Source organism: Bacteroides hominis (assembly GCF_033042785.2).
Classification (GTDB): Bacteria; Bacteroidota; Bacteroidia; order Bacteroidales; family Bacteroidaceae; genus Bacteroides; species Bacteroides hominis.
The window spans coordinates 2,986,367-3,012,957 of record NZ_CP178829.1 but is presented as its reverse complement, the minus strand read 5'-3'; the positions used below and the strand labels follow the sequence as shown (position 1 = coordinate 3,012,957).

Here is a 26,591-nt window from a genome sequence, read left to right as displayed (position 1 = left end):
GATCAAGATATACTTTACTCTGAATCTTTCGGATTCTGAGTTTTAACTTTGTGATGAGCATATCTGAAGTCAGAATAAAAAAGAGAGAGACGTTATCTTCAATAACACCCCTCTCCTCTACTTTATTTAAATAATCTATTGAAAACCGAATTATTCTTCAGCAACCTCTCCAATCTTAGTTGGCCAATAAGGATTCTGGTATAATACAGACGTTTCTACTTTTTCATCCGGAGACAGCAATTCCATCTCGCGAACCGGCACAGGGTTGAGATAATGAGCTTTCTGCCAGGTATAACCGTCGTATACGTCATTATTGGCTTTCAAAATGGCATAAGGACGCAAATACTTAAAGGTACGTGAAGAGATATTGGAACCTTCTTCACCGGAATCTTTAAATGTAATCTCAGCACCATTCTCATCTTTGTTAGCCGACTTATACATTTCATCCCAGAAATTACATCCTTCAGGCATATAGTTTTTCGTCAGCAAGTGATCCATCGAACGCCAACGAACCAAATCATCCCAACGCATACCTTCACCAATAAATTCACAACGACGCTCACGACGTATATTTAATAAGGTAGCATCTACAACCTGGGCACCTGAATACTTACCCCAATCTGTTTCCTGATTCAAATCAGTCGCATTGATAGTTTTTGTAAAATCAGGATCCAATCCGGCACGTTCACGAATAGCTCTCCAATACTGAGCCGCTTTGCCTGCCACATTGCCATTCTTCATATAATAAGCTTCCAGATAATTTAGATAAGCCTCAACACCACGGTAAATAATACATCCTGTAGTTGATTCAGCCTTTCCCCAAACATTCTGTGCCATATCAAAGCTGGCATATTTACGAATGCGATATCCTGTCTGGTCTCTCATCTCTTCACGGTTAGACACCGGGTGTGGAGCAAACATTTTCACCGTACCCGCTTCTTCGGTTGAATATACAGGCACAAAATTACTTTCACCAAACATAAACAACTGAAGACGGTTATCACGATTTGCTTTCACATTATCCAATGTAGCATCACCTTTATAAGGAGCCGCACTGCTTGCCGCATACCAAGGTAAACCATCCTGCATCAAGAAACTTTCAACATAGCTTTTCAACAAACCATGATTAGAACCAGATGCAATCCATGCCGGAGCACCATGCATGATAGAGAAGCTACCGGTTTTTGCATATTGGCGCCAGAAAAGCACTTCATCATAGCCACTCAAATCAACAGTAGCATACATCTCAAAATAAGGATTCCATCCGGATGTAATAGAAGGATTAGCCGGGTCCGCAACTTTCGTGTTGGGTGTCAAAGTGATTTTATCTGCCACTTCTTCCGCAGCCTTCATAGCCTCTGTCAAGAAGAAATCAACTTCTGCTTCCACATCCAACGAAAAATTAGGATGCACTTTCTTTCCCGGCCAGTTGTCATCTCCCGGTACCCTTCCTGTACCTTTATGGTACCTTTCGAAAGAAGCTTCATACAATGCTACCCGTGATTTAATCAACAAAGCCGTCTCACGATTCAAACGAGTATTATTCTTAAATCCCTGACTATACATCATACTGGCAGCGTCATCCAAATCTTTCAAGATAAAACGGGCAACCAAATTACGAGGCTGACGAACACCTTTCTCCATCAGTACCGCTTTATCGTCAGGAAGAACTTCCGTTATGATCGGAAAATCACCATAATTACGCAACAGATTATAATACACAAGCGCACGCATCAAATGCATTTCTCCAATATAATGACGAATATCAGCGTCCGCTCCGGCAACTTCACCCGCTTCATATTTAGGCACAGCATTTTCAAAGAAGTAATTGCAATAACGGATATTACTAAAACTCCAGTTGCCATCACTGGAAGGAACTTTCCAAAGTCCTTTTACATAGCGGCTACTGCGCCCTCCGGCTACCATATTATCTGTTCCGCCATCATTATTGGCTATGCCTGCTCCATAACCGCCATGCGAAGAAAAATAGTTCTGATACTTCGCTATGGAATAAGCAGCGAAATGGTCTACTGTCTGAAAATAGACTTCCGGTGTGACAGAAGAAAGCGGTTCTCTGTCAAGAAAGTCATTACAGGATGTGAGTGTCAATGCCCCTCCTGCAATAAAACATGCTTGTATAAACAGATTTTTTATTTTAAGTTTCATAATACTTCAATTTAAAAATTAATGTTAACACCGACAGATATTACTCTTTGCAAAGGATACAGTTTACCGGATCCTGTTCCGGCTAAACTTCCGGTAGCCTCCGGATCGAAAATCTTAGAAAGGCTGGTGATTGTAGCCAGGTTATCTCCTGAAAGATATACACGTACAGAAGAGATTCCGGCTTTTTCTGTCCACACCCGAGGCAATGTATAACCCAACTGAACATTTTTCAAGCGCAGATACGCACCATTCTGCAAATAACGTGTCTGGACTTGGGTATTACGGCCACCACTAAAGTTAACACGTGGATAATACGCATCTAAATTAGCACCCAACGGGTCACCTTCCGGACGGAAGAAATCCCAATGTTCAGTAAATCCGGTAGATTGCCATTCATTTCCTTGTCCGTTGGCTCCCCAGAAATAACATCCGTCCAACCACAGGTCACGTTTTCCGATTCCCTGCATGAAAATACTGAAATCGAATCCTTTCCACGCAGCGTCCAACGTAAGACCATATTTCAAGCGAGGGGTTGAATTACCGATAATGCGATAGTCACCGGTATCTCCTAACTTATTAGTACCATTGCTTATTTTTCCGTCACCATCCAAATCGGCATACATGATGTCACCGGCTCCCCAACTGGTTCCCAAAGAAGACTGATCAACTTTTGCCAAATGGGCATCCATCTCTTCCTGTGTTTTTGCAATGCCAATTGTTGTCAATCCCCAAATATCATTCAAGTGTCTGCCTTTATAGTACGAACCTACATCATATGAGTCATTCGGATAACGCAAAATTTTCTGTTGGTCATCAGAAAGCACTAATTTAGCTCCATAAGAAACTTCACCAATCCGGTCTCTCCAATTCAACTCCAACTCAAAACCATATGATTTCATATCCGAGTTGTTGATTTTAGGAACTGAAGTTCCCAACAGACTTGAAAGTTCAGGAGCCGGACCAATCATATCATAAGTATAACGTACGAAATAGTCGAATGAACCAGACAAACGATTATTAAAGAAAGACCAATCCAAACCAACATCCCAAGTCTCTACTGTTTCCCATGTTTTCTTAGAACTGACAATACCCGGATTTGTAGCATAGTTAGGACGTTCGCCATTTACTAACCAACCATAATTAGACCCTACAGGCATAGTCTGATAAAATGGATACCAAGCATCATTGGTATTCGTATTACCCAACTGTCCCCATGAAGCTCTTAACTTTAAACTTCCCATATTGATCTTTTCAGCAAAGCTTTCCATAAATGGTTCGCGGGCGATATTCCAACCGGCAGAAAACGAAGGGAAGAATCCCCAACGTTCTTTTCCGACAAAACGGGAAGAACCATCATATCGGCCATTAGCCTCAAACATATAGCGATCTTTATAACTCCAGTTGACACGCGCAAAGAAACCGGCTACAGAGTTGTCGGCATAACCACCATAAGCCTGTGGGTCATCAGTTGCCGTATTAATAGTCGGTACCCCCGGAGTAATCAATGTGTTTTTCTCAGCCGTAATGTTTCTGGTTTTATATAACTCTGCATTAAAACCAGCCATCACTTTAAAATAATGTCCGTTATCGAACTGTTTGAAATAGTCCGAATAAATATTTGTGGTATAATAATTTTCCTTCCAACTATATTCATTCACGCGAGAAGAACCTGCCGCATAAGAACCATATCCCATATCCCACACTGTATAATAGGGATCTCCATCTACATTGTAGGCATAAACAGGTAATACTTCCCAATGCTGATATTGAGTAGTGGTACGTACACTACCTTCAAGATTGATTTTCCAGTTTTTAATAGGCTCAAAAACCAGTTGCAACTGATTCGTATAAAAATCTTTCTGGCTGTTCTGCTTTCCTCCATTTTCCATCTGCTCCACTTCACCTTCGTCCATAGGGAATCCGTTAGGATCATAAGCCGGATGCACAGGCCATTTACGAGCTAAGTTATGGAAAAAGTTTCCTGTCAAGTAAGTAGGACGTTCAAAATCCTCACGGGTCCATTTAGTAGAATATGCCACCTTGAACCAGTCAGTGACAGCCGTTGTGATTTTGCCATTCAGTGTGTAACGTTGAAACTTGTCAGATCCATGACGCATTAAACCTTTCTGATCCAGAAAACTTCCACTAATCAAGTATTGGGTTTTGTCCGTACCACCATTAATACTAAGGTTATGTTCCTGAGATGGCGCCCAATGATCATAAAATTCTTCAAACCAATCCGTGTTTCCATTCGCACTAGCCCATTTTTGCCAAATACCTGCTCCATTATCAACTGTAGTAGCTTTCAACGTTCCTTCTTGATAGGCTTTGATGCGTTCCATTACGGCAGGTGCAAAAATATCACCGCCACTTTTATTAGCAGAAGCACGATTGAAGTACTGAGCAAAAGTGTAAGAATCCATAATATCGGGAATACCAATAGCATCAGAAAAACGTGCGCTACCGCTATATGACACATTTGTCTTACCGCTCTTACCACTCTTTGTAGTTACAAGAATCACACCGAACGAAGCTCTTGCACCATAGATAGAAGCCGATGCAGCATCTTTTAATACCGAAACAGATTCGATATCGTTAGGATTGACAGTATTCAGATCACCCTCAATGCCATCAATCAAAACCAATGGAGAAGAACCCGATCCATCACCGATCGTTCCGGCTCCACGAATATTCATGTTCAATGTTCCATCCAGAGAACCACCGTTATTGCCAACAGTAAGATTCAGACCGGGAACAACCCCCTGTAACGCTTGTGAAGCATTTGCTACCGGCCGTGCTTCCAATGCATCAGCACTAACCATACCTACAGCTCCCGTAACGTTCACCTTCTTTTGTGAACCATAACCTACTACAACAACCTCATCCAGAACTTCCGAATCTTCTTTCAGCACAATATTATAAGTGCTTTCAGAACCAACTTTAATAGTTTGTTGTTTATAGCCAATATAACTCACCAAGAATTGTGAATTAGGCGCCACTTTTAACGAGAACTTACCATTTAAGTCAGTAATTACTCCATTAGTGGTTCCCACTTCTACAACACTTGCCCCAATAACGGGATCTCCGGTAACATCTGTTACCACCCCCGAAATCGCCTTTACCTGTGCCATCACATTAAACGATAGCAAACAGCCCAACAAAATAAAAAGGACTTTTTTCATAAATTGATTTTTAGTTAATAAAAAAGGAAAATTATCTCTTCTAAATCTCTTAAATATAAACACCTGAAAATGAGCACAGTCCTATCGGTACTTGGTTATATGGTATAACAGAAATAAGGACAATAAATATGCAATAATCTAAACATCAATTGTTTATCTTACAAACGAAAGATTTTAAAAAAATATTTTCGTACAAATGTTCACAAACAAATTTATTATGGTGAAAAGTAGTGAATCATCAGGCTATACTTTTCATCTTTTCTTGTGTTCGGAAGCCACTTTTATGTAAGTGAAATGAAGTGATCCATCTTTCAACACAAAGAAACATCTTATAACATATAATAAGGTTATTAGATATAATCTTTGGCACTTTTCAAGTTAATCAAACAGTATTTCAAAATAAAAACATATTACATTTGTCCATTTTAATGAAAGCAGTCTCATATATAATATAAGAAATCAATATTATATATATATAGCACTCTTCCATAAACAATCTTTTATGAGAATCCGGAGCTGATTATCTTAGTTTTTCAATATTATTTCGGTTATATAAAAAATATATTTAAAATATACTTGTGAGTTTTTAATATAATATATATATTTGCAACGGTTTGATAGTATATAAATGAAAAGAAATAATAAATTTAACCTTTTTCATTTATTATTTAGGTAGTAAAAATACCAAGTACCGATAGAACTTAGTAAAAGCAATTATAATTATCTTTATTATTAACTAAAAAGCAATACTTATGAAGAAAACCATCTTCTTGATTTTGTGCTTATTATGCTCTATAGGAGCTATAGCTCAAACAAAATCCATCACAGGTGTGGTTACAGATGGTACCGGTGAATCTGTCATCGGTGCAAGTGTCGTTGAGGTAGGTACAACCAATGGTACAATCACTAACCTTGACGGCAAGTTCTCATTAACGATAGCTACTGGCGCTAAATTCACAGTTAGCTATATTGGTTACAAACCTCAAACAATTACTGTTAGCGCTGCAAACACTTACAATGTAGTACTGAAAGAAGATACAGAGGTATTAGATGAAGTGGTGATTACAGGATACGGTGGCTCACAAAAACGTGCAACTTTAACTACTGCTATTTCAAAGCTTGATAATTCTGTACTTAAAAATGCGGCTTTCAGTAATGCAGGACAGTCTTTACAAGGCTCTGTTACAGGTCTTCGTGTTGTTAACAAAACGGGGCAACCTGGTAGTGAACCGGATATTACATTGCGTGGAGGTGCTACTATTACAGGCGACAACAGCAAAGCTCTTATTGTAGTCGATGGTATTGTTCGCAATAGCATGAGTGATATTAATCCCTCTGATATTGAATCTATTCAGGTTTTGAAAGATGCCGCTTCAACAGCTATTTATGGTGCACGTGCCAATGGTGGTGTTATTTTGGTTGAGACTAAAAGTGGAAAAGAAGGAAAAGCATCTGTTAATTACAAATTTAAAATGGGTGTGAACTTCGCTCGTAAAGGCTATGATTTTTGCGATGCACACGATTATATTTATTATAACCGTATGGGCTACAAAAGAACCGGACGTACTAATGTCGATACACAAATGGGATATGGTATTGGAAATAACTTATTTGATATCCGCTATTTGACAGACGAAAATGCTAATCTGAAAAATGAAGGTTGGTCTTCTATGGCAGATCCATTTTATGATGGAAAAACGATCTTGTATAAAGACTACTCTGGTGAATTGGACGATGTGGTGTTTAACAACAGTGCTTTAACTCAAGATCATTATGTGAACATTACAGGTGGTAATGATAAAGGGACTTTTTCTGCAAGTTTAGGCTACTATAAAGAAGATGGTCAGATTAGAGGTACTGGTTACGAGCGCTTCAATGGTGCATTGAACGGTTCTTATAAAGTATTTCCTTTCCTGACAGTAAAGGCTAATGCGACTTACTCTTGGTCAACTCAACCGGAACTTTGGATCGGCCAATATGAATTTTTCTACCGTACACGTTCTCAACGTCCGACATGGAATCCTTGGAATGAAGATGGAACTCCGGCCTCCGGTTTCGGCACAGGAGACGGTAATCCCGATTATTACAGAGATAAGTTGACGAGCGAGAACAGCACTAATAAATCAACCTACAGTGTTGGATTTGCCCTTGACATTTTACCTAAAAAATTAGTGTTAAATGGAAATGCTTCACTTTATCGTTATGACTGGCAGAGAGAGAAGTTTAATAAATCTTATCAAGCTCAATCTTCTGCAACTCCTGACAATACACGTCAGGCTGAGGCTTATGTCCAGAAATACAATCAAATTCAGTTGAACGGAACACTGACATACACAGATACTTTTGCTGAAAAACACAATCTGGAAGCAATGGTAGGAACTGAATACTTCACCTATGATCAGTTCGATTTTGAAGCTAAAACCCAAAACTCTCCAACTGACGATATTCCTACCTTGAATGCTGGTTCTACAAGGACTTATACTTCTACAACTAAAACAGCATACCGTATTCTATCAGGGTTTGGCCGTATCAATTATAACTATGACATGAGATATTTAATTTCATTTGTTGCTCGTTATGATGGTATTTCAAAACTGAAAGATAACCGTTGGGGATTTTTCCCTGGTGTGTCTGTGGGTTGGAATATCATGGAAGAAAATTTCTGGAAGGATTCTAAAGTCTCAGAAGTTATTTCTAACTTGAAACCTCGTCTTAGCTATGGTGTAAATGGAAATGTAAATGGTATCGGAAATTTCGATGTATATGGTGCTTACTCTCAAGTAGGTGCAAAGACATATGGAGGTTCAACCGCATTCTACAACTCAGGCTTGGTAAACACCGGATTACGCTGGGAACAAAGTCAGTCATTTGAAGCTGGTCTGGACATCGGATTCTTAAACAATCGGTTAAGTTTCATTCTTGACTACTACAACCGTACTACTAAAGACTTGTTAACTAAACAAGCACTTCCGGGATATACAGGCTTTACAGAGATCATGACTAATATGGGAACTCTGCGCAACTATGGTTTCGAAATGGAAGTAAGAGCCAACATTCTGAATAACCCGAAAGGATTGACATGGGATGTTACAGCCAATCTGTCTTCTGTAGCAAACAAAATTGTGAAATTACCTTATAACGGCAATGAAAATAACCGTGTAGGTGGCTATGAAGTGGCAACCGGACGCAAAAAAGCCGATGGAACTCCTGAAACAAAATGGATTGCCGGCCGTCAGGAAGGTGGTAAATTGGGAGAATTGGTTGCTTACAAACAAAATCATATATTCAAAGATTGGGATGACGTGAAAAAGTATGCCAATAACCGCATCGACGAGGTAGCCAACTTATATGGTCCCGGACTTGCAGCCCAATATGCCGGAAAAGAAGGATGGCAACCGATCGAACCGGGTGATGTTTGTTGGGAAGATATCAATGGCGATGGTGTAATCAATGGATATGACCGTCAAGTAGTAGGAAATATATTTCCAAAAATTACTGGTGGATTCTCTACTACATTGGGTTATAAAAACCTCTCTTTATATGCTCGTTTCGATTACGCTTTAGGACATACCATTTATAATGATCTCGCAGCACGTTCTTTGGGACAGTATCAAGGTTCATTCAATATTATTAAAGAGGTAAAAAAGACATGGAGTGAGACCAATACTGATACAGATTTACCTGCATTCTATTACGCAGACCAGTTAAGCAAGAAAAATATTACACGTTCAAATAACGGTAATACAGCTATTGATAATAACAGTTCACGCTTCTATGAAAAGGGTGATTATCTGGCTTTGCGTGAATTGACATTAAATTATAATCTGCCTAAAGCATGGATCAGTAAAGTTGGCATGACAGATGCATCAGTCTATGTAACAGGACAGAACTTATTCTATATCACCGGATACACGGGTGTTTCTCCTGAGCCGGCTGTAGATACAACTTATGGTCGTGGAATAGATAACGGACGTTATCCAACTCCGAGAACAGTTTTATTCGGTTTGTCAGTGACATTCTAAATTATATATGATTAATACAAATAGCATTATGAAGAAAATATTTACATATATGTTAGCAGGGCTTTCTCTCCTGCTGTTTTCAAGATGTGATGCACTGGATATTGAACCTACCAGTTCTATTGCGGATAGTAATTACTGGAAGACTGAAGCTCAGTTCAGTACCTTTAATGTAGGTTTGCATGCATTACTTAGAGAATGTAGTTTTAATTTTTTCTTATTAGGTGAGCCTCGTGCGGACATTTATGGAGACGTTCCCTTTGGAGGAGAAGCCACTCAAGGTATGGAACGCTTGCCTTTCAATACGATAAATAAGGAAAACACAGGAATAACCAACTTTGCAGGAATGTACAAAGTGATCAATCAGATCAATTTGATGATCGCTAAAACCAAAGAAACGACTGTACTTCCCGAAGCTACTAAAAACTATTATTTAGGTGAAGCTTATGGTATGCGGGCATATCTTTATTTTCATTTATTGCGTTCTTGGGGAGATGTTATTCTCTATCTGGATTATACGAATGGAGCCTCTTTAGACTTAAGCAACCTCTCAAAAGCAGCCTCTCCTGCAGAAGATGTGATGAAACAAATCAAAGAAGATATCATTGCTTCTGAAAAGGCATTCGGCAGTGATTACTCTTTCAAATTCGGCAGATATTACTGGTCAATGGCCGCAACACAAATGCTGAAAGGTGAAGTTTATTTATGGAGTGGGCGTCAAATGGGTGGCGGCACAACAGATTATACTACAGCCAAAACAGCTTTACAATCAATTATCAGTAATGTAAATGTCAGCTTGCAGGATGATTTCTCAAAAGTATTTGCTTACAATAATAAAGATAATGCCGAAATTATTTTCTCTATACGTAATGCAAAAGATGAGTATAACATGTGGGACGATAGATTTAGACAAAACTTAGTACCACAGCAGGCATACATGACTGCAACTTACTGTAATAAAGAAGGAATTTCATTTAAAGATTTGCCTGAAGGACAACTTAACGGTTTGATTCGTCTGCAGATAAGATACGATTTGTATAATAAGGCATTCCGTGATGGAGATACCCGTAAGGACGCTTCCATGACAGCTGTTTACCAAAAGCAAGAAGATGGCACAATTAAATATATTGCTCCTTTCTGCAATAAGTATCAGGGAGTCCTGTTGGACGGAGCTTCACAGCGCAGTTTTTTGAATGATTACCCCATTTATCGATATGCAGACTGCCTGTTATTACTTGCCGAAGCAAAAGCGCTGTTGGGAGAAGATCCGGCAACTGAGATCAATCAAGTTCGTGAACGTGCTTATGGAAAAGAGTTCTTTGAGTTAAACAAAGCTACGCTATCTTATCCGAATGATAAAGGAGACTTCTATACGGATAATAAATACATGTCCGGTGATGAAGATCCTTTGGAAGCCATTTTGAAAGAGCGCATGCGTGAATTTATGTTTGAAGGGAAACGCTGGTATGATTTAAGATTATTGGGTGCAGACTATGTGACAAAGCGCACTTCTGCCGTTGCGACCCGCTTATTATGGCCGATTAATGAAAGTGTATTGACAGACAATCCGGCGTTAAAACAGACTCCGGGATATGAAAATTGATTAGTTAGTATAAGCGGGGAATGTCCGGCCGGACATTCCCCGCTTTATTTTGTTCTCCTCCATCTGCATATATAAAAATCGGCTCTATGATTGGAGAATAAGGAGTAATGTGTGTATGGCAATGAAAAAAGAGAAGCTGTCTCAATAATAACCGAGACAGCTTCTACATTTAATAAATAATCATATTTAAAACCTATTGATTAAGTTTTATTTTTCATATCCAGGTGTCTGTTTCAGCAACGGATTGACACTCATAATGTTAACATCAATAGGCCATAACAACTTGTATTCCTCGCTTGGGTCCAAAAGAGGTTTATCCGAAGGATAATTCGCAGTAGCAGAGAAAGCAAGAGATTTGCCATTAGCATCATGCATACGTACTACATCAAACCATCGCTTACCTTCCCAAACAAACTCTTTATCACGTTCCTGGAGAATGGTCAATTCATTCTCTGCATAATTTCCTTCCGTATATTTATTAGCCTCATAATTGGAGCCATATGCACGTTCACGCACTTCATTAATATAACCTGCGCAAGGATTTCCTAAACCATTTTCTATTTCAGCCATCATCAATAAAGCATCGGCATAACGGTAAACAATCACATCGGTATCATAAATACGATTGTTGTTCGAGTTGATAGAACCAATAGCCTTAAGCATAACACAACCAAAGCCTTCTTTATTCTTTTGGGTATAATATTCTAAGAATGTTGCATCACGACGAGTGTCTTTATCGCTATAGCTTTTCCAGAAATCTTCTGTATATTCATGGCGGAATGTACCTCCGGTACCTTTCAAATTTAATGTATCCGTTTCAATTTTATTATCATCACGGTCATATACCTGTCCAATGAATACTGCCTCCTGATAGAGGAACATGCCTCCCCAGTTTGTAGCTTCGCCATCAGCAAAATGTAAGGTGAAAATAACCTCTGTATTATTACGGTTAGCTGTACTAAATACATCGCTGAATTTATTTAATAGCTGAAATTTGCCTATCACTCCATTCAGAGCTGTTTTGGCTGTTTCTAAATCCGATCTTCCAGAAGCTGTATAGCCATTTATTGAAACTTTAGCAGCCCACATATAAATTTCCGCTTTCAACATCAGAGTGGCAGCTTTAGACCACATTGTCTTATCATATTTATTGGTCACTTCTTCTGTACCAAAATAGTTTTCAGATTTACCGATATCTTCTTTTATGAAGGCCATAGTGGCCTCGGGTGTAGCACGTTCGACATAAAATTTATCTGCAGTCACTTTGCCATCCAGCAACTCGACTGTTGTTACAATAGGTACCCCGCCGTAAGTTTTATAAAGCATAAAATAATAAAGAGCCCTTAAACCATATGCTTGTCCTAAATAGGCTTTTCTGTCTGCCTCACTTAAAAAATCACATTCATTCTCAACTTTTTGAATGAAATGATTAACTTGCATAATCGGGCTATATAATCCAAACCAGTTGCTGAATCCCGGATTATCCTGGCTTAAAGTGTTGGTACGCAATATGGCATAGTCCAAACTGGTGTTTTGTGAAGAACTACCAACGCGCTGTGTACCACCGCGCAATTCTCCCAAACAATAAAACATATTATAGTTACCTCTCAATTGAGAGTGCATGCCATTCATAAACCCTTCCACCTGGGCTTTATTATTCCAGTAGTTGTCGCTTCCGAAATAGTCTTCCGGAGCGAGATCCAATGCATCGCATGAAGTGTAAAGCACAGACGATACAAATAAGGAAATGATATATATTATCTTTTTCATAATTTGTCTTTTTTATATTTAGAAAGAAACATTAATACCAAAAATCACTGTACGAGGTAATGGATATCCTCCATTATTATCTGCTTTTTCCGGTGAGAATAGGTGTTTTGCTTCTGTCAAATAGCCTAAGTTCTGACCTGTAATAGATAGTTCCACATTGCTCAACTTAGCTTTTTGCGCCCATACAGATGGTAATTTATAGGATAATGAGAGTTCACGCAGCGCCAGATAATTTCCATTATAGGCAAACATGGATGAGCTACGGCAATAATTACGTTTACCCAATTGATCGGCCCATACATAAGTTGGATATTTAGCATTCGGATTTTCAGGAGTCCATGTATTTTTGGTCTCCTCAATGGTATTATAAGTACCTTGAGCACATGCCATGATCCACATTGTTTTCCAGTCCACTGCGGTGAATCCCAATGCATAGTCGAAACGTGCAGACAAGGTAAGGTCCTTCCAGCTTACAGTAGTATTGATACCTCCTGTCCATTTAGGAACAGTATTCCCAATTTTCACCATGTCATAATTATCAATAACTCCATCACCATTTACATCTTTCCATTTCACGTCACCCGGCTGAATCGGAAGGGCATTGGCTTTTTGAGAATCTGTTAATTTATTGTAACCTTCTGTTCCACCATAAAGAGGACGGCCACTTGAACCGTTATTACCTGTTGTCAAGTCAATCAAGTTAGCCGGGATTTCGTCTTGAGATTTATAAAGTCCTTCTGCCACAAACATGTATAGATCGCCCGGACGTTGTCCTTCCTGATATCCACCAACCCACATTTTTTCATCTCCGTTTCCAGTATAAACCTGATAAGCACTTTGACGATTTCTTTCAAGTCCATTGTCCGGCAAAGAAACAACCTTGTTTTTGTTCAAAGCACCATTCCAGTTCAAGTTCCACTTCCAGTCTTTGGAATCAATGATCCGGAATCCTAATTCAAATTCAAATCCTTGATTCTGGAACTCACCATTGTTTGAAGTAACAGAACTTACACCTGAAGTAGACGGTACTGTGATATTAGCATATTTATCACTAGTCAAACGGTTGTAATATGTCAAGTTAGCATTGATGCGATTTTCCAAAAAGCCCATATCTAAACCGACTTCAAAAGTTCTCGATTTTTCCCACATCAGATATGGGTTAGGAATGCTGCTTAACAAGAAACCGGTTGAACCATTATAGCGATTGCTGCCATAAGCTCCCTGAACTGTATAGTTTCCAACAAAGTTCTTGTTTACATTACCATTTAAACCAAAGCTGGCACGTAATTTACCGAATGAAAGAATAGATGCTGTGTTTTCCATAAATTCTTCTTTACTGAACACCCATCCCGCTGATACACCCGGAAATACTCCCCAACGGTTTTCTTTAGCTAATTTGGAATATCCATCCCGTCTTAAAACCAAAGAAAGCAGATACTTAGATTGGTAGTCATAATTAACACGTCCAAAGAATGACATAATACGTTGACGAGAATGTGAAGAGTCTATAGAACGCATTCCTTCCTCTTTTGAGGTGTATTCCAAATCCATAAAATCATCGGTGGGAGCTCCAGAACCAGAAGCACTGAATCCCTTGCCGTATGAATCATAGTATTCAAAACCAACCATTGCATCCAAGAAGTTGTCCTTATTGATCTGATAATTATAGTTCAATACGGCATTATATGTTTGGTCTAAAGTACGGCTATATGAAGCAGAGGTGGCGTGAGATGTAATCAAGTTACCCGGAGAGCTCAAATAGTCTTTATTAAAAGCTTCTGTTTTTTCTTCGGAATAATACCAAATGGCTCCTAATTTCAATGAGAGACCTTTCATGAAATCAATTGTGAAAGATTGATTCATCGTAAACTTATCCGTATTATTATCACGAACGAATTGCTTAAAATTGTATTGTTGGTTACCATCACCGGAGTTCGGTCCTAATAGCATATCTCCATCTGCATTATAACCACGGAAAGTAGGAGGTAATGAAAGACAGCGTGAGAAATAGTTAGCCTCAGCTGTTTGCGATGCAGGAAGTCCGTTCCAGGTCGCATCTGCAAAATTGAAACTTGAATTAGAAGTTAACCATTCCTTAAGTTTATAATCAGCATTAAAAGTAAAAGTAATTCGTTGATACCAGTTACCTACTGCTGTACCCTCACTCTTATTGTAGCCCAAGCCGGCATAATAACTTCCTTTATCATTACCACCGCTTACGCTTAAGTTATAATCCTGAGAGAATGAAGGTGTGTTTATATTAAAATCGGCAATGTCTGTATTTTTATAAATAATTTTATCTCCATATACTGGGTCAATCATAGTCTGCCATCCTTGATTGAGCAGAAAAGATAGATTATCTGAATAGATCATCGGACTCCAAATAGCAGAACTTGTTTTATTTCCGTCTAATGGCGTTACACCATCCTTGTCAAAATATAAATTACCTGTTCCATAAGGAGTTGCAGTAGTCAATCCGCTTAGAGAAGACCATCCTTTCACATTAGCTCCGTCCGGGTGTTTCATATCTCCAACGTAAGCATTCATATAACCTGTACGCATCCAATAAAGGTAATCACCGGCATTCATAAAGTTATAAGAATCCTTGAAGTAGTTCAAGCCAAACTTTGCTTTTAGATTTACCTCTGCTCTACCCGCCTTACCACGTTTTGTTGTTACAAGTACTACACCATCATTAGCACGTGCACCGTAAATAGCAGTTGCACCGGCATCTTTCAACACCTCCATTGATTCAATATCATCCGGATTAATATCACTCAGCGAAGAGCGTACCTGACCGTCAATTAAGATCAGTGGAGAACCGGAACCATCAAAGTTCGTACCACCACGGAGTACTAAAGTTGGAGCACTACCCGGATTACCCGAAGTCTGACTTACTGACAAACCTGCTACAGCACCGGAAAGAGCTTGAGCCGGATTAGTAAACATACCTTGTTTTAAAGTTTCCTCTTTTACTTTGGCTATGGAGTTAGTCACTTTAGAACGCAATTGTTTACCGCCATAACCTGTTACAACCACTTCATCCAACATTTCAGAATCTTCCTTCAACTTAATATTAAAAGAATTTCTGCCCTTTACATCGATCGTTTGAGGCTGATAACCAACATAAGAGACTTTGATCTTTCCGTTGGGATCGACCATTAATGTAAACTTGCCGTCAATGTCGGTAATTACACCATTGGTAGTGCCGACCTCGACAACACTTGCTCCGATGACTGTTTCACCGGTAGCATCTGTAACCACACCTGTGATTGATTTCTTTTGCGCCATGGCTCCGATGGAACATAACAAGCACAAAATCAAGAAGATGGTTTTCTTCATAAGTATTGCTTTTTGAGTTAATAATAAAGATGTTTATATGTGTTTTTAAAACTGTTTACTAAGTTCTATCGGGACGGTAGGCGAAAAATGGAAGGAGAAGAGAAAGAGAGTAAGCAGGAAAGAAGCTGATATACAGAGATATACAATTTGTTTTTTAAGCCCCAAAAGGCTAATATAGGTGAGAAAATAACTTTTTTCAGACGGTAGACTAATGGTATAAAACAACAGATAAATGTTATAAAAATGCAATATAAACATTACTGCGGACAAGAACAGGGGAAAAAGAAAGTCATTAGAAACAATATTGATAATTATTTACAATACATACATTCTAACACAATAGAAAAAGCAATGCCACTATTAACATTTTATAGTACTAAGTGACGGATACTTGAAGGAAAATAAATTCAGCTATACTTATAGAGATAATTATTTAAAGAAAAAGCTTCATAGAGTTTATATTTAAGGCAGTACCCAAGTATACAGAAAGATACTCAGATACTGCCTTTTCAATTTGTGCAGCATGCTCGTGCAACAAAAAAGGAACTAATCGGTTTTATACAATATACCTATCGATCTTTTTTATTTTCTATATTGTCCAATTTAAGAACCCATGCATAATCACAAGGTAATTCATCTGCGTACAGAGAAGGCATTGTGATTTCAAGATCATTACCTTTTTGTTTCCAAAGGACTTTCTTATCTGATCCTAATAAAGCAATCTTAGTCTTATTCCTTGTTTGAACGTTTTTCAACACAATTTTATTTTTAGGATATTGAGGTAAAATAGCGTATACGTTTTCTCCCTTTTGGGTGAAAAAAACTTCTTTTACCGCATATCCGGGCTCCGGATCGACTGTCTGTTTCAATATAGCATCTCCACTGACATAATGCTTCTCTTTTGATTTCCACTCCCTGTTACCCTTAGTCCATTGACATGAACGGTTCCAAGCGCGTGTCCCATAAATCGCTTCTCCGTTTACCTGCAGCCATTTACCTATCTGCAACAAGCGTTCCTGCATTATAGGAGGAATTTTGCCATTAGCGTTTGGACCAATATCCAATAGTAAGTTTCCACCTTGGCTAACTATGTTTGCAAGCGTCAATATTAATGCTTTCGGTGAAGTGTAATCTTCCAAATCTTCATTCTGATTATATCCAAAAGAGAGGCCAATTCCGCGGCACTCTTCCCATGGCTTATCAAAAGTACTATTAGTACTGCTATATTCTCGTGTATAATAGTCACCATGTTTTCTGCCGGTGTTATTGGCCCAGCGGTCATTGACCACGATGCTGTCTTTTACCGGAGATTCTGAATACAACCAAGCTAATGTCCTTTCAGCTTGCCACTGTTTGTCATTTAATCGATCTGGCCCGTCAGACCATATCAAATCGGGTTTATAGCGGTTCACCAAATCTTTTAACTGCGGAAAGAAGTGCCGTTCATAAAACAAATCCATTGTCTCTTTATTATAAAGTGGATTGTCCCATTCTCTTAAAGAAAAATAACATCCAACTTTTATATCAGTTTTACGTAATGCGTTTACATATTCCCCAACTAAATCGCGATGTGCTCCAATTTCCATACTATTCCATGGTCTGCCATAGCTGATTGATGCCTCTCTACTTGGCCATAAGGCAAATCCATCATGATGCTTGGTTGTCAGCACTACATATTTTGCACCTGAGCGCTCAAATAAATCAGCCCATTCTTCGGGATCATAACTAAGAGCTTTGAACATGGGGGCAAAATCTGCGTAAGTGAAATCTTCTCCATACATTTTCCGATGGTAATCATATATTTCTGTTCCTGTAAAATTTCCATTACCCATCAATGTTCTTTTATCAAGCCAATATTTATACCATTCCGAATAAGTTCCTTTGGGCGACCATGCCGGTACAGAATATAATCCCCAATGTATAAAAATGCCAAATTTCGCATTTTCAAACCATGCAGGAACCGGCCTTTTATCTATAGACTCCCAATTCGGCTTATAAATAGGCTGCCCCATTAAGGGAATACATATTAGACAGAATAGAAGTAAGCAATATTTTTTCATATTATATAATTATATTAAATAAGTTATTTTACACTCACTCACAATGTTAACAAAAAAGATTCATTTATACAAACTAATAAAAAAGATTCTTAGTAATAGCATGCAAAAACATACTATTACTAAGAAAAGAGTATCAAATATTAATAGAAATCACATTTGATATAACTAACATATTAAGTATGCAGATATTGTGTTATTCTTCATACCCTGGAGTTTGCTTTATTGACGGATCTTTATCAAGCATATTCTGTTCAATAGGCCAAAGAACTTTGTGACTCTCTGTCGCTTCATTTAAGATTGGCACTCCATTATTTTTCAAATTAGCTTCTTTACAGAATACTAAATGCTTACCACCTTTTGTCAGAGTCATGCGTAACACATCCCACCAACGTTGCCCTTCTTGAACAAATTCTTTATCTTTTTCATGTAATATGGCCAACTCATTTTGAGTGAAATCTCCTGATTTATACCCATGCTTATTTTCGTCCCAATTGGAAGCATAAGCACGTTTACGAACCAGGTTGATATATTTCTCAACACCAGAATTATCACTTTCCATATTAGCAATTTCGGCTAATGAAAGATAAACCCAAGGTAGACGATAGAATGCATAATCCCCACAAAAAACACGATTGCCTTCAGAATTTATGTAACCTATATTCTTTTGGACATGAGTTCCCCAAAGACTTAAATTACCATCTTTATCTTTTTTATAAGAAGCCAGGAAAGTCGCATCACGACGAGTGTCTTCTACGTCAAATAATTGAAAGAGTTCAGGAATATACTCACACCATTGAGCACCACTTTTCTTTAATCCTAAAGGATCGTTCCATGGAGTCCCATCTTCACGAAAACCTCCTTTATCTATCTCTCCCTGACTCATGTATGTATAGTTGACATTTCTATTGGTCGCTTCTCCTTCAAGATAACGAATCGCAAATATTATTTCATTGTTGCCTTTATGGGATTTAGCTTCGAAAACATCTGAAAAATTATCCATCATACTCAGACCGTAATTATCAATGACACTCTGTAAATGTTGTTTTGCTACTGCCAAATCAGCAATATTAGCCTCGTTGTCACCTGTAGTAACCTTGGAAGTCCATAGATAAACTTCTCCCATCAAACACTCAGTAGCTGCTTTGGACCAATATACTTTTTTACCGCGATTATATGGATCAAAAGCTGTTACATTGCCAAAATACTCCATTGAAAGATCCAAATCTTTCTTGATTTGCGTCATTACTTCTTTAGGTGTTGCACGAGCCATATATAATTTATTGGGATCAAGCACTCCATCAATTACTTCTACATCCAATCTCAAAGGTACACCGCCATAAATACGATAAAGTTCAAAATAGATAAAAGCACGTAAACCATATGCCTGTCCTAAATAAAATTTCTTCTTGGCATCATCTACATAATCTGCTTTCGTCACACGGTCAATAAATAAATTAATATTAGCCAAACGTCCATAATGACCTCCAAAACCGGTTACACCAGTATTGTTCTTATCAAAATTCTGCAATATAATACTGCCATAATATAGTGCGTTACCATCAGATGCATTGCCACTTTTATAGATTCCTCCTCTTAGTTCTCCGAAGGTGAAAATGTGTTGTTCGGCTACATCACGCAGATGTTTATGAAGACCATCCATATAACCGGTAACTTGTGCTTCAGTGGTCCAATAAGAACCACTTCCGTAAAAATCAATTGGAGATAAATCCAATAAATCACTGCATGAAGTCATTATGCCACCAGATATTACCAGTAACATACCTGATATAATTATTGATTTTATTGTTTTCATATTTCTTATATTTCAAATTATTAAAATGTAACATTAATACCGAAGAGTAAAGTACGCGGTAAGGCATATCCAGAACCGGCACTTGAAACTTCCGGAGTTGCTACATTGGCTGAAGTAATATATCCTAAGTTTTGACCTGTTACAGATACATCTAATTTCTGGCAATAAAATTTCCGTGCGATATTCTGAGGTAAAGAATAAGACAAAGAGAGCTCACGGATTGCCAGATAATTACCTTTATAAGCAAACATGGTAGAGGTACGATAATAATTGGCAGTGCCTAACTGATCGGCCCATACATATCTTGGATATTTAGCGTTAGGATTTTCTTCGCTCCAAGTATTGAATACATCGGTTGTTGTATTATATCCACCTTGCATACATCCCAAGAACCAGGGAGTCGTATTATCATAAATCCAATAGTCCAATGCAAAGTCGAAGCGTCCATACAGCGTCAAACCTTTCCATGTCAATGTAGTATTGAAACCACCGAACCAATGAGGAGTCGTATTCCCTATTACTATCTGATCAAAAGCATCAATCATACCATCATTATTAATGTCTTTCCATTTTACATCACCGGGTTCAATCTGAAGAGCTTTCGCTTTTTCTGCATCTGACAATGCAGCATACGCTTTCGGACCATATTGATATTTTCCTTGATAATTTCCTGTTTTTACGACCAGATCTTCAGGAATATCCTTCCAATCTTTATATAATCCTTCCGCTTTATATCCGACTAAAATACCCGGTTCCTGTCCTTCTTGTTTGCCACCTACAAAAATTACTTCATCTACTTGATTCCCCGCTTCATCTAAAACTTTACGTCCGGTATAAATTTGCTGGCCACCAATACGATTCTTTGGCTGACCATTGTTCGGTAAGGTAACAACTTTATTTTTATTATACGAAATATTACCTCCCATTTTCCAAGTCCAATCTTTTATCTTGAGTATTGTACCAGATAACTCCATCTCAACACCACTGTTACGAAAATCTCCATTATTATTCTTTACTGATGAAAAACCGGTAGTAGTAGGCAAGCTCAAATCAGCATATTTATCCATCGTTAAACGGTTATAATAAGTAAAGTTTGCGTTCAGTCGGTTATCAAAGAAGCTTAAGTCTATACCAACTTCAGTTGTACGGGTCTTTTCCCATTTTAATCCCGGATTAGGGAGAGAGCCAATCAGATATCCTACATTACCATTGTATTTTTGAGAATTATAAGAACCCTGTAAAGTATAAGCTCCAATACCTGTTGCATTACCATTCACACCATAGCTGAAGCGTAACTTACCAAAAGACAAATCAGGAACGGCATTTTTTATGAAGTCTTCTTTTCCAAAAATCCATCCGGCAGATACTCCCGGGAAAAATCCCCAACGGTTATCCCCAAGCAACGAAGAATAACCATCATAACGGAACACCCCTGATAACAGATATTTCCCCAGATAATCATAATTCAAACGACCAAAATAAGAAAGAATGCGATACTGGCTATGCCATGAATCAATTGTGCGCTTCCCTTCCCCGTTATCTGTCAGGTTGAGATCTGCAAAATCGTCAGTAGGAGCACCGGAACCTGCCGCACTAAATCCTTTTGTCTTTTTATCGTAGTATTCAGAACCCAACATGACATCTATATTATGATTTTGAGCAAATGTGTTATTATAATTTAGTACCACATTATAAGTTTGAGAGAAGTCACGTTCAAATTTGGCAGAAGAAGATCTAGTTGTATTGAATTTACCCGGAGCTGTTTCGAAATCTTTGGTAAAACTCTCATAGACACCTTCCGAATAATACCAGTTGGCGGTACCTTTAATTACGAGGTTCTTCATTGGCCTGATTTCCAACGATTGGATCATTGTAAATTTATCTGTTTGGTTATCTACAAGCCATTTTTCAGGCTGATATGACTGGTTTCCATCGCTATGATTAGGACCGAGAACAGGATTTCCATCTTCATCTTCATATCGAACAGTAGGGGGTAAAGACATTATACGTCCAAAATAGTTCCCTTCATTATCTTGCGAACCGGGCATAGAACGCCAATTAGCACGATTGTAATTAAAATTAGAACTTGCGGTAATCCAATCAGCCAACTTATAACTGCCATTGAAAATAAAGCTATAACGCTCATAAAAAGAAGAAATGGGAAGTCCTTCTGATTTATTATACCCTAAACCAGCATAATAAGTTCCTTTATCATTTCCACCTGACATATTTACATTATAATCCTGAGTTAGAGAAGGGTTATTCAAATTATAATCAGAGGGTCTGATATCTTTATAAAGAAGGGTCACTGAAGGATCAAGCGGATCCTGCATTTGTTGCCAGCCTTTATTCAATAGAAATTCGTTTTCGTTGTCCTTTACCAGTAAATTCCAAACCAAATCGCTGCCATATTTATTTCCTGTCCCATAAGCGGAGGCACCATCCAATGATGATTTACTGGCCCATGGTGTCGTATCATAGGCTGTACGTAAAGCTGTGATAAAATCCTTAGCTCCTAGAAAATCATAGGGATTATTAATGTAGTTCATACCTACCTTAGCCTTAAGATTAATTTCCGCCTTACCGGCTTTACCCGTTTTGGTTGTAATCAATATTACACCATTACTGGCTCGTGCACCATACAATGCAGTAGCACCTGCATCCTTCAAAACTTCCATAGATTCGATATCTTCCGGATTGATATCATTTAAACCGTCACGGAGCTGTCCGTCGACCATTACTAAAGGAGAACCTGATCCATCCCATTCTGTACCTCCACGGAGTACAATGGTCGGCGTACTTCCTGGATTACCGGAACTCTGTGTCACTTTTAAACCAGAAACCGCACCTGATAGCGCTTGTGCCGGATTAGAAAAGACACCAACCTTTAATGATTCCTCACTAACTTTGGAAATAGAGTTCGTAACCTTCGTACGTAGCTGTTTACCACCATAACCGGTAACAACCACTTCATCCAGCATTTCAGAGTCTTCTTTCAACTTAATATTAAAAGAATTTTTGCCTTTTATGTCGATTACTTGAGGCTGATAACCAACATAAGATACTTTGATCTTTCCATTGGGATCGACCATTAACGTAAACTTGCCGCTAATGTCGGTTATAACACCATTGGTGGTACCGACCTCGACAACACTTGCTCCGATGACTGTTTCACCGGTAGCATCCGTAACCACACCTGTGATTGATTTCTTTTGCGCCATAGCTCCGATGGAACATAACAAGCACAAAATCAAGAAGATGGTTTTCTTCATAAGTATTGCTTTTTGAGTTAATAATAAAGATGTTTATATGTGTTTTGAAAATTTTTTGCTAAGTTCTATCGGAACCCCAGCACATTATTACTCTCAAAGCATTAAATAGGGAGAAACATTATATTACTATTAATCAATTATTTATAATCACATTTATAAATTAGATACAAATACATAATGCATATATTTAGTCTATTAAAAGACAGTATCATAATAGTCATTCTCTCTAAAAAGACATTTACCTTATATAGAACATAATAACACTGATTATAAGCAATATATAAATAGAGGAGAGAGAATCTTATAATAAGAAACTCTCTCCTCTCCCATTTGCATAGAAAAAATAAACATCTATCAAATCAATGATGATAGAAATTTACATAACAGCTCTATAATAAAAAACGCCTGGATTATTAATATTAACAATCCAGACGTTTTTTTATTATGCGTTTACCAAACTATAATTTAACTTTTGCTATAAGTTTACGAATCTTACCTTGTCCGATAAGGGGAGCATGGGGATCCTCCGGATATACAATCATGAATTGTCCCGGGAGCAAATCAACGAATGTAGTAGGCACATCAGAGTAAAGAGCACAATCCCCTTCTGCCGCATAAGGTTTCATTTCACTCTTTAGATCTTCAATAGCTTTCCAGCCTATAGTCTCTGTTCCTTCCAACAAAATATGTACATCAATGTAATCGCGATGTAACTCCAAAACTTGTTTATCGCGTGTAACACACTCAGGATTCACATTATTAATAAATAAGTTATCACCATCTATCTCAATTCGTCCTAATTCGGCATGAAGTAAATCATGTGTTTTTACGTAATCAAACAGAGTTTTAAACAGTGGGTGAAGTCCTTCTACCCTTTGGCTGTTCTGTAAATTAGATACAATCATTTCCTTTTATTTTTATTCCATATTATCTGTTTTCGGACGCAGGAAGTAGAGTTGTACTGCCAGTGCTATAAATACAATGATAGCCAACATGGCAAAACCTAAACCTAAATTTCCACCATCGGTCCACTTACCCAGCAAATCTGTGATAAATGCTCCTGCAAATACTCCTGTCATATTCATGATGCCATATGCTGTTGCACGATATTTAGAAGAAACGAACTGACAAAGAATAGGCATATTATTAGCATCAAAAATACCATAGCCGATACCGAATAACAACCCAGCCCCAACAACAGCAACAAAACTATGCCCAAATCCCAATAATAACAAAGAGGGAATCGTCAATCCCAAACCAATTGCACCGGTATATACACGCCCACGAATATTTTTTTGTACCCATTTATCAGAAAGAGTACCACCTAAAATTACACCAATAAATGAAGATAGTGCAATTGTTATAGTCGACATAGGTCCTGCCTGTGACATTGGAATATCAAGGTTTTCAGCAAACAAAGTTGGAAGCCAATTTTTAGTAGCCCATCCCGGCAAACTAGGAGCCGCAAAATAAAGCAATATAACCCAGAAAGCTATATTACTGAATAGTAATGATAGGCCTTTAAACAAACCTGCTTTCTCGCCATTCTTGGATGAAGGTTCCGGACGTTCTACTTTAACATGCTCTTTTTTATCTCTTAAAAATAATACCAAAACAAAGGCATATGCAATACCAATAATACCAAACCAATGAAAAGTAGTATGCCAAGAGAAAGCAGCCGCAACCGTAGCGCCAAAGCCACCAATAGCCTGTCCGGTATAAAGTCCGGTCATGTGAATACCAACCGCCAAAGAACGTGATTTTTCACCATGATAATCAGCAATTAAAGAAAGGCCGGCCGGAATATAAAGAGCTTCGCTCACTCCCATCAATGCACGTAACCAAAAGACTTGATTAAATGTTTCTGCAACTCCCATTAAATAGGTCACAAAAGACCAAACAAAAAGACTGCCAACAATCAACCATTTACGATTCAGTCTATCGGCAATCATACCAGAAATTGGGCTCATAAGACCATAAATCCAAAGGAAAACGGCCATTAAACGGCCAAAATTAGTTGCCGACTGAAGTTCTACAATATCTACTTGCATAGCATCTTTCATCGTGCTAAGCATTTGTCGGTCCATATAATTGAGTAGGGCTACCCCCCATAGGAGGGCAACCACTATCCAAGGATAAATTTTTGAGTTTTTCATGATATAAATAAGAGATTATTTTTCTGACAGCAATTCCTGACAAAGTGCATAGCCTTTCGTCATCATTCTAGGAATGTGGAATGGTCCCTTAAACAAATTTCCTTTTGCAGGCTGAGAAATTGTTCCGTCACGATGAAGATAACCGTACCATTCACCAAATTCCGGATCAGGGAAATGGGCATAAGTCCAATCACTGATTTGTTTATGCATAGCCAAATATTTTTCATCTTTAGTAGCTTGATATGCATATAATGTTGCAATAATGGCTTCTGTCTGTGGCCACCAGAACTTCATATCATGTGCGTAATCTTGCGAAGGCAGGTTTCGACAGTCACGGAAGTTTATAATACCTCCAAATTCCTTATCCCAACCCCATTCCCAGGACCAATCAAGAATCGTAAGCGCTGTATCGACCATCTCTTTATCCCAATTACGACTCTTAGCTTCTTCAAGAATAAACCACGAAGTCTCGATACAATGCCCAGGATTAATGGTACGAGTAGCATTTGTATCAATAAATTCTCCATTGGGACCTACTGTTTCAAGCAAAGCTTTAAACTCCGGATGCATGAAGTCTTTACGCAAAATGGCTATAGATTCCTCTATTTGTTGATCAAGAACCGGATCATTAATAGCAGCACGAATACGTGAAGCTACATTAATAAGAATCATAATAATAGAGTGTCCTTTCATCTGTACGCGTTCACAATATTTCGGTTCCAGAATTCCAGGAGTAGAAAGAAAGCGCCGGATATCATTGAACAGTTTCAAGGCTTTAACAGCGTAATTATGATCGCCCGATGCGATAGCATATTCCGACATCGCAATGGCAGCAAATGTTTCAGAGAAAACATAACGACGTTTACGAATAGGCAAACCCGTTTCAGTCACTTCAAAAAACATACGCCCATCTGTATCGAAACAATGTGCTCCAATAAAATCAAGGGTACTTTTCGCAGCTTCCAGCCATTCTGAATTATGTTCAATGTGATTATATGCATATGAACATGTAAAAGCAAATCTCCCTTGGAACCAAACAGATTTGGTTGTATCCATCAGCTGGCCATCTCGGTCTACGCAGGTATAAACACCTCCGTTTTTGCGATCCCAACCATATTTCATCCAAAAGGGCATGATATTGCTTATCATGTCATTTTTATAAGAGTCAGACCATGTCTGTAGATATTCTGTAGTATTCATAGCAATTG

12 protein-coding genes are annotated in these 26,591 nt (G+C 38.2%); 2 read left to right on the top strand and 10 right to left on the bottom strand.

Going from position 1 to position 26,591, the window contains the following annotated elements; translation table 11 throughout:
* Positions 1-150 precede the first annotated feature (150 nt).
* Both R3O62_RS12595 and R3O62_RS12590 read right to left on the bottom strand, forming a co-directional pair.
* A complete protein-coding gene (locus tag R3O62_RS12595) occupies positions 151-2,166 on the bottom strand; it encodes a RagB/SusD family nutrient uptake outer membrane protein (protein ID WP_005776516.1) in 2,016 nt (671 codons plus the stop codon).
* Positions 2,167-2,177: 11 nt separating this feature from the next.
* Complete coding sequence (locus tag R3O62_RS12590) at positions 2,178-5,348, bottom strand: SusC/RagA family TonB-linked outer membrane protein (protein WP_005809005.1); 3,171 nt, start codon at positions 5,346-5,348, stop codon at positions 2,178-2,180.
* 752 nt (positions 5,349-6,100) lie between these two features.
* Here R3O62_RS12590 and R3O62_RS12585 point away from each other — a divergent pair.
* Positions 6,101-9,370, top strand: a complete 3,270-nt coding sequence (locus R3O62_RS12585; protein WP_005776513.1) for a SusC/RagA family TonB-linked outer membrane protein — start codon at positions 6,101-6,103, stop codon at positions 9,368-9,370.
* A gap of 28 nt (positions 9,371-9,398) precedes the next feature.
* Positions 9,399-10,970 carry a SusD family outer membrane lipoprotein NanU gene (gene nanU, locus R3O62_RS12580; RefSeq protein WP_005809006.1) on the top strand — a complete coding sequence of 524 codons (1,572 nt, stop codon included), beginning with the start codon at positions 9,399-9,401 and terminating at the stop codon, positions 10,968-10,970.
* Between the two features lie 207 nt (positions 10,971-11,177).
* Here the strand turns inward: nanU and R3O62_RS12575 are convergent, their stop codons facing one another.
* The 8 genes from R3O62_RS12575 to R3O62_RS12540 form a co-directional block, all read right to left on the bottom strand.
* On the bottom strand, positions 11,178-12,740 hold the full coding sequence (locus R3O62_RS12575; RefSeq protein WP_317472840.1) for a RagB/SusD family nutrient uptake outer membrane protein: 1,563 nt from the start codon (positions 12,738-12,740) through the stop codon (positions 11,178-11,180).
* Between the two features lie 18 nt (positions 12,741-12,758).
* Positions 12,759-16,082 (bottom strand): SusC/RagA family TonB-linked outer membrane protein, encoded by a 3,324-nt coding sequence (locus R3O62_RS12570; protein ID WP_032530380.1) that lies wholly within the window; start codon positions 16,080-16,082, stop codon positions 12,759-12,761.
* Positions 16,083-16,651: 569 nt separating this feature from the next.
* Positions 16,652-18,094 carry an alpha-L-fucosidase gene (locus R3O62_RS12565; RefSeq protein WP_250709917.1) on the bottom strand — a complete coding sequence of 481 codons (1,443 nt, stop codon included), beginning with the start codon at positions 18,092-18,094 and terminating at the stop codon, positions 16,652-16,654.
* Between the two features lie 241 nt (positions 18,095-18,335).
* Entirely contained in the window at positions 18,336-19,955 is a 1,620-nt protein-coding gene (locus R3O62_RS12560) for a RagB/SusD family nutrient uptake outer membrane protein (protein ID WP_033572623.1), read from the bottom strand.
* 20 nt (positions 19,956-19,975) lie between these two features.
* On the bottom strand, positions 19,976-23,227 hold the full coding sequence (locus tag R3O62_RS12555) for a SusC/RagA family TonB-linked outer membrane protein (protein ID WP_122296983.1): 3,252 nt from the start codon (positions 23,225-23,227) through the stop codon (positions 19,976-19,978).
* 458 nt (positions 23,228-23,685) lie between these two features.
* Positions 23,686-24,132: a YhcH/YjgK/YiaL family protein gene (locus R3O62_RS12550; protein WP_005776497.1), complete on the bottom strand. Its 447-nt coding sequence runs from the start codon at positions 24,130-24,132 to the stop codon at positions 23,686-23,688.
* Positions 24,133-24,144: 12 nt separating this feature from the next.
* A complete protein-coding gene (locus tag R3O62_RS12545) occupies positions 24,145-25,383 on the bottom strand; it encodes an MFS transporter (RefSeq protein ID WP_005776496.1) in 1,239 nt (412 codons plus the stop codon).
* 15 nt (positions 25,384-25,398) lie between these two features.
* Positions 25,399-26,583, bottom strand: coding sequence for an AGE family epimerase/isomerase (locus R3O62_RS12540; protein ID WP_165015391.1), 1,185 nt, complete (start codon positions 26,581-26,583; stop codon positions 25,399-25,401).
* Positions 26,584-26,591: the final 8 nt, after the last annotated feature.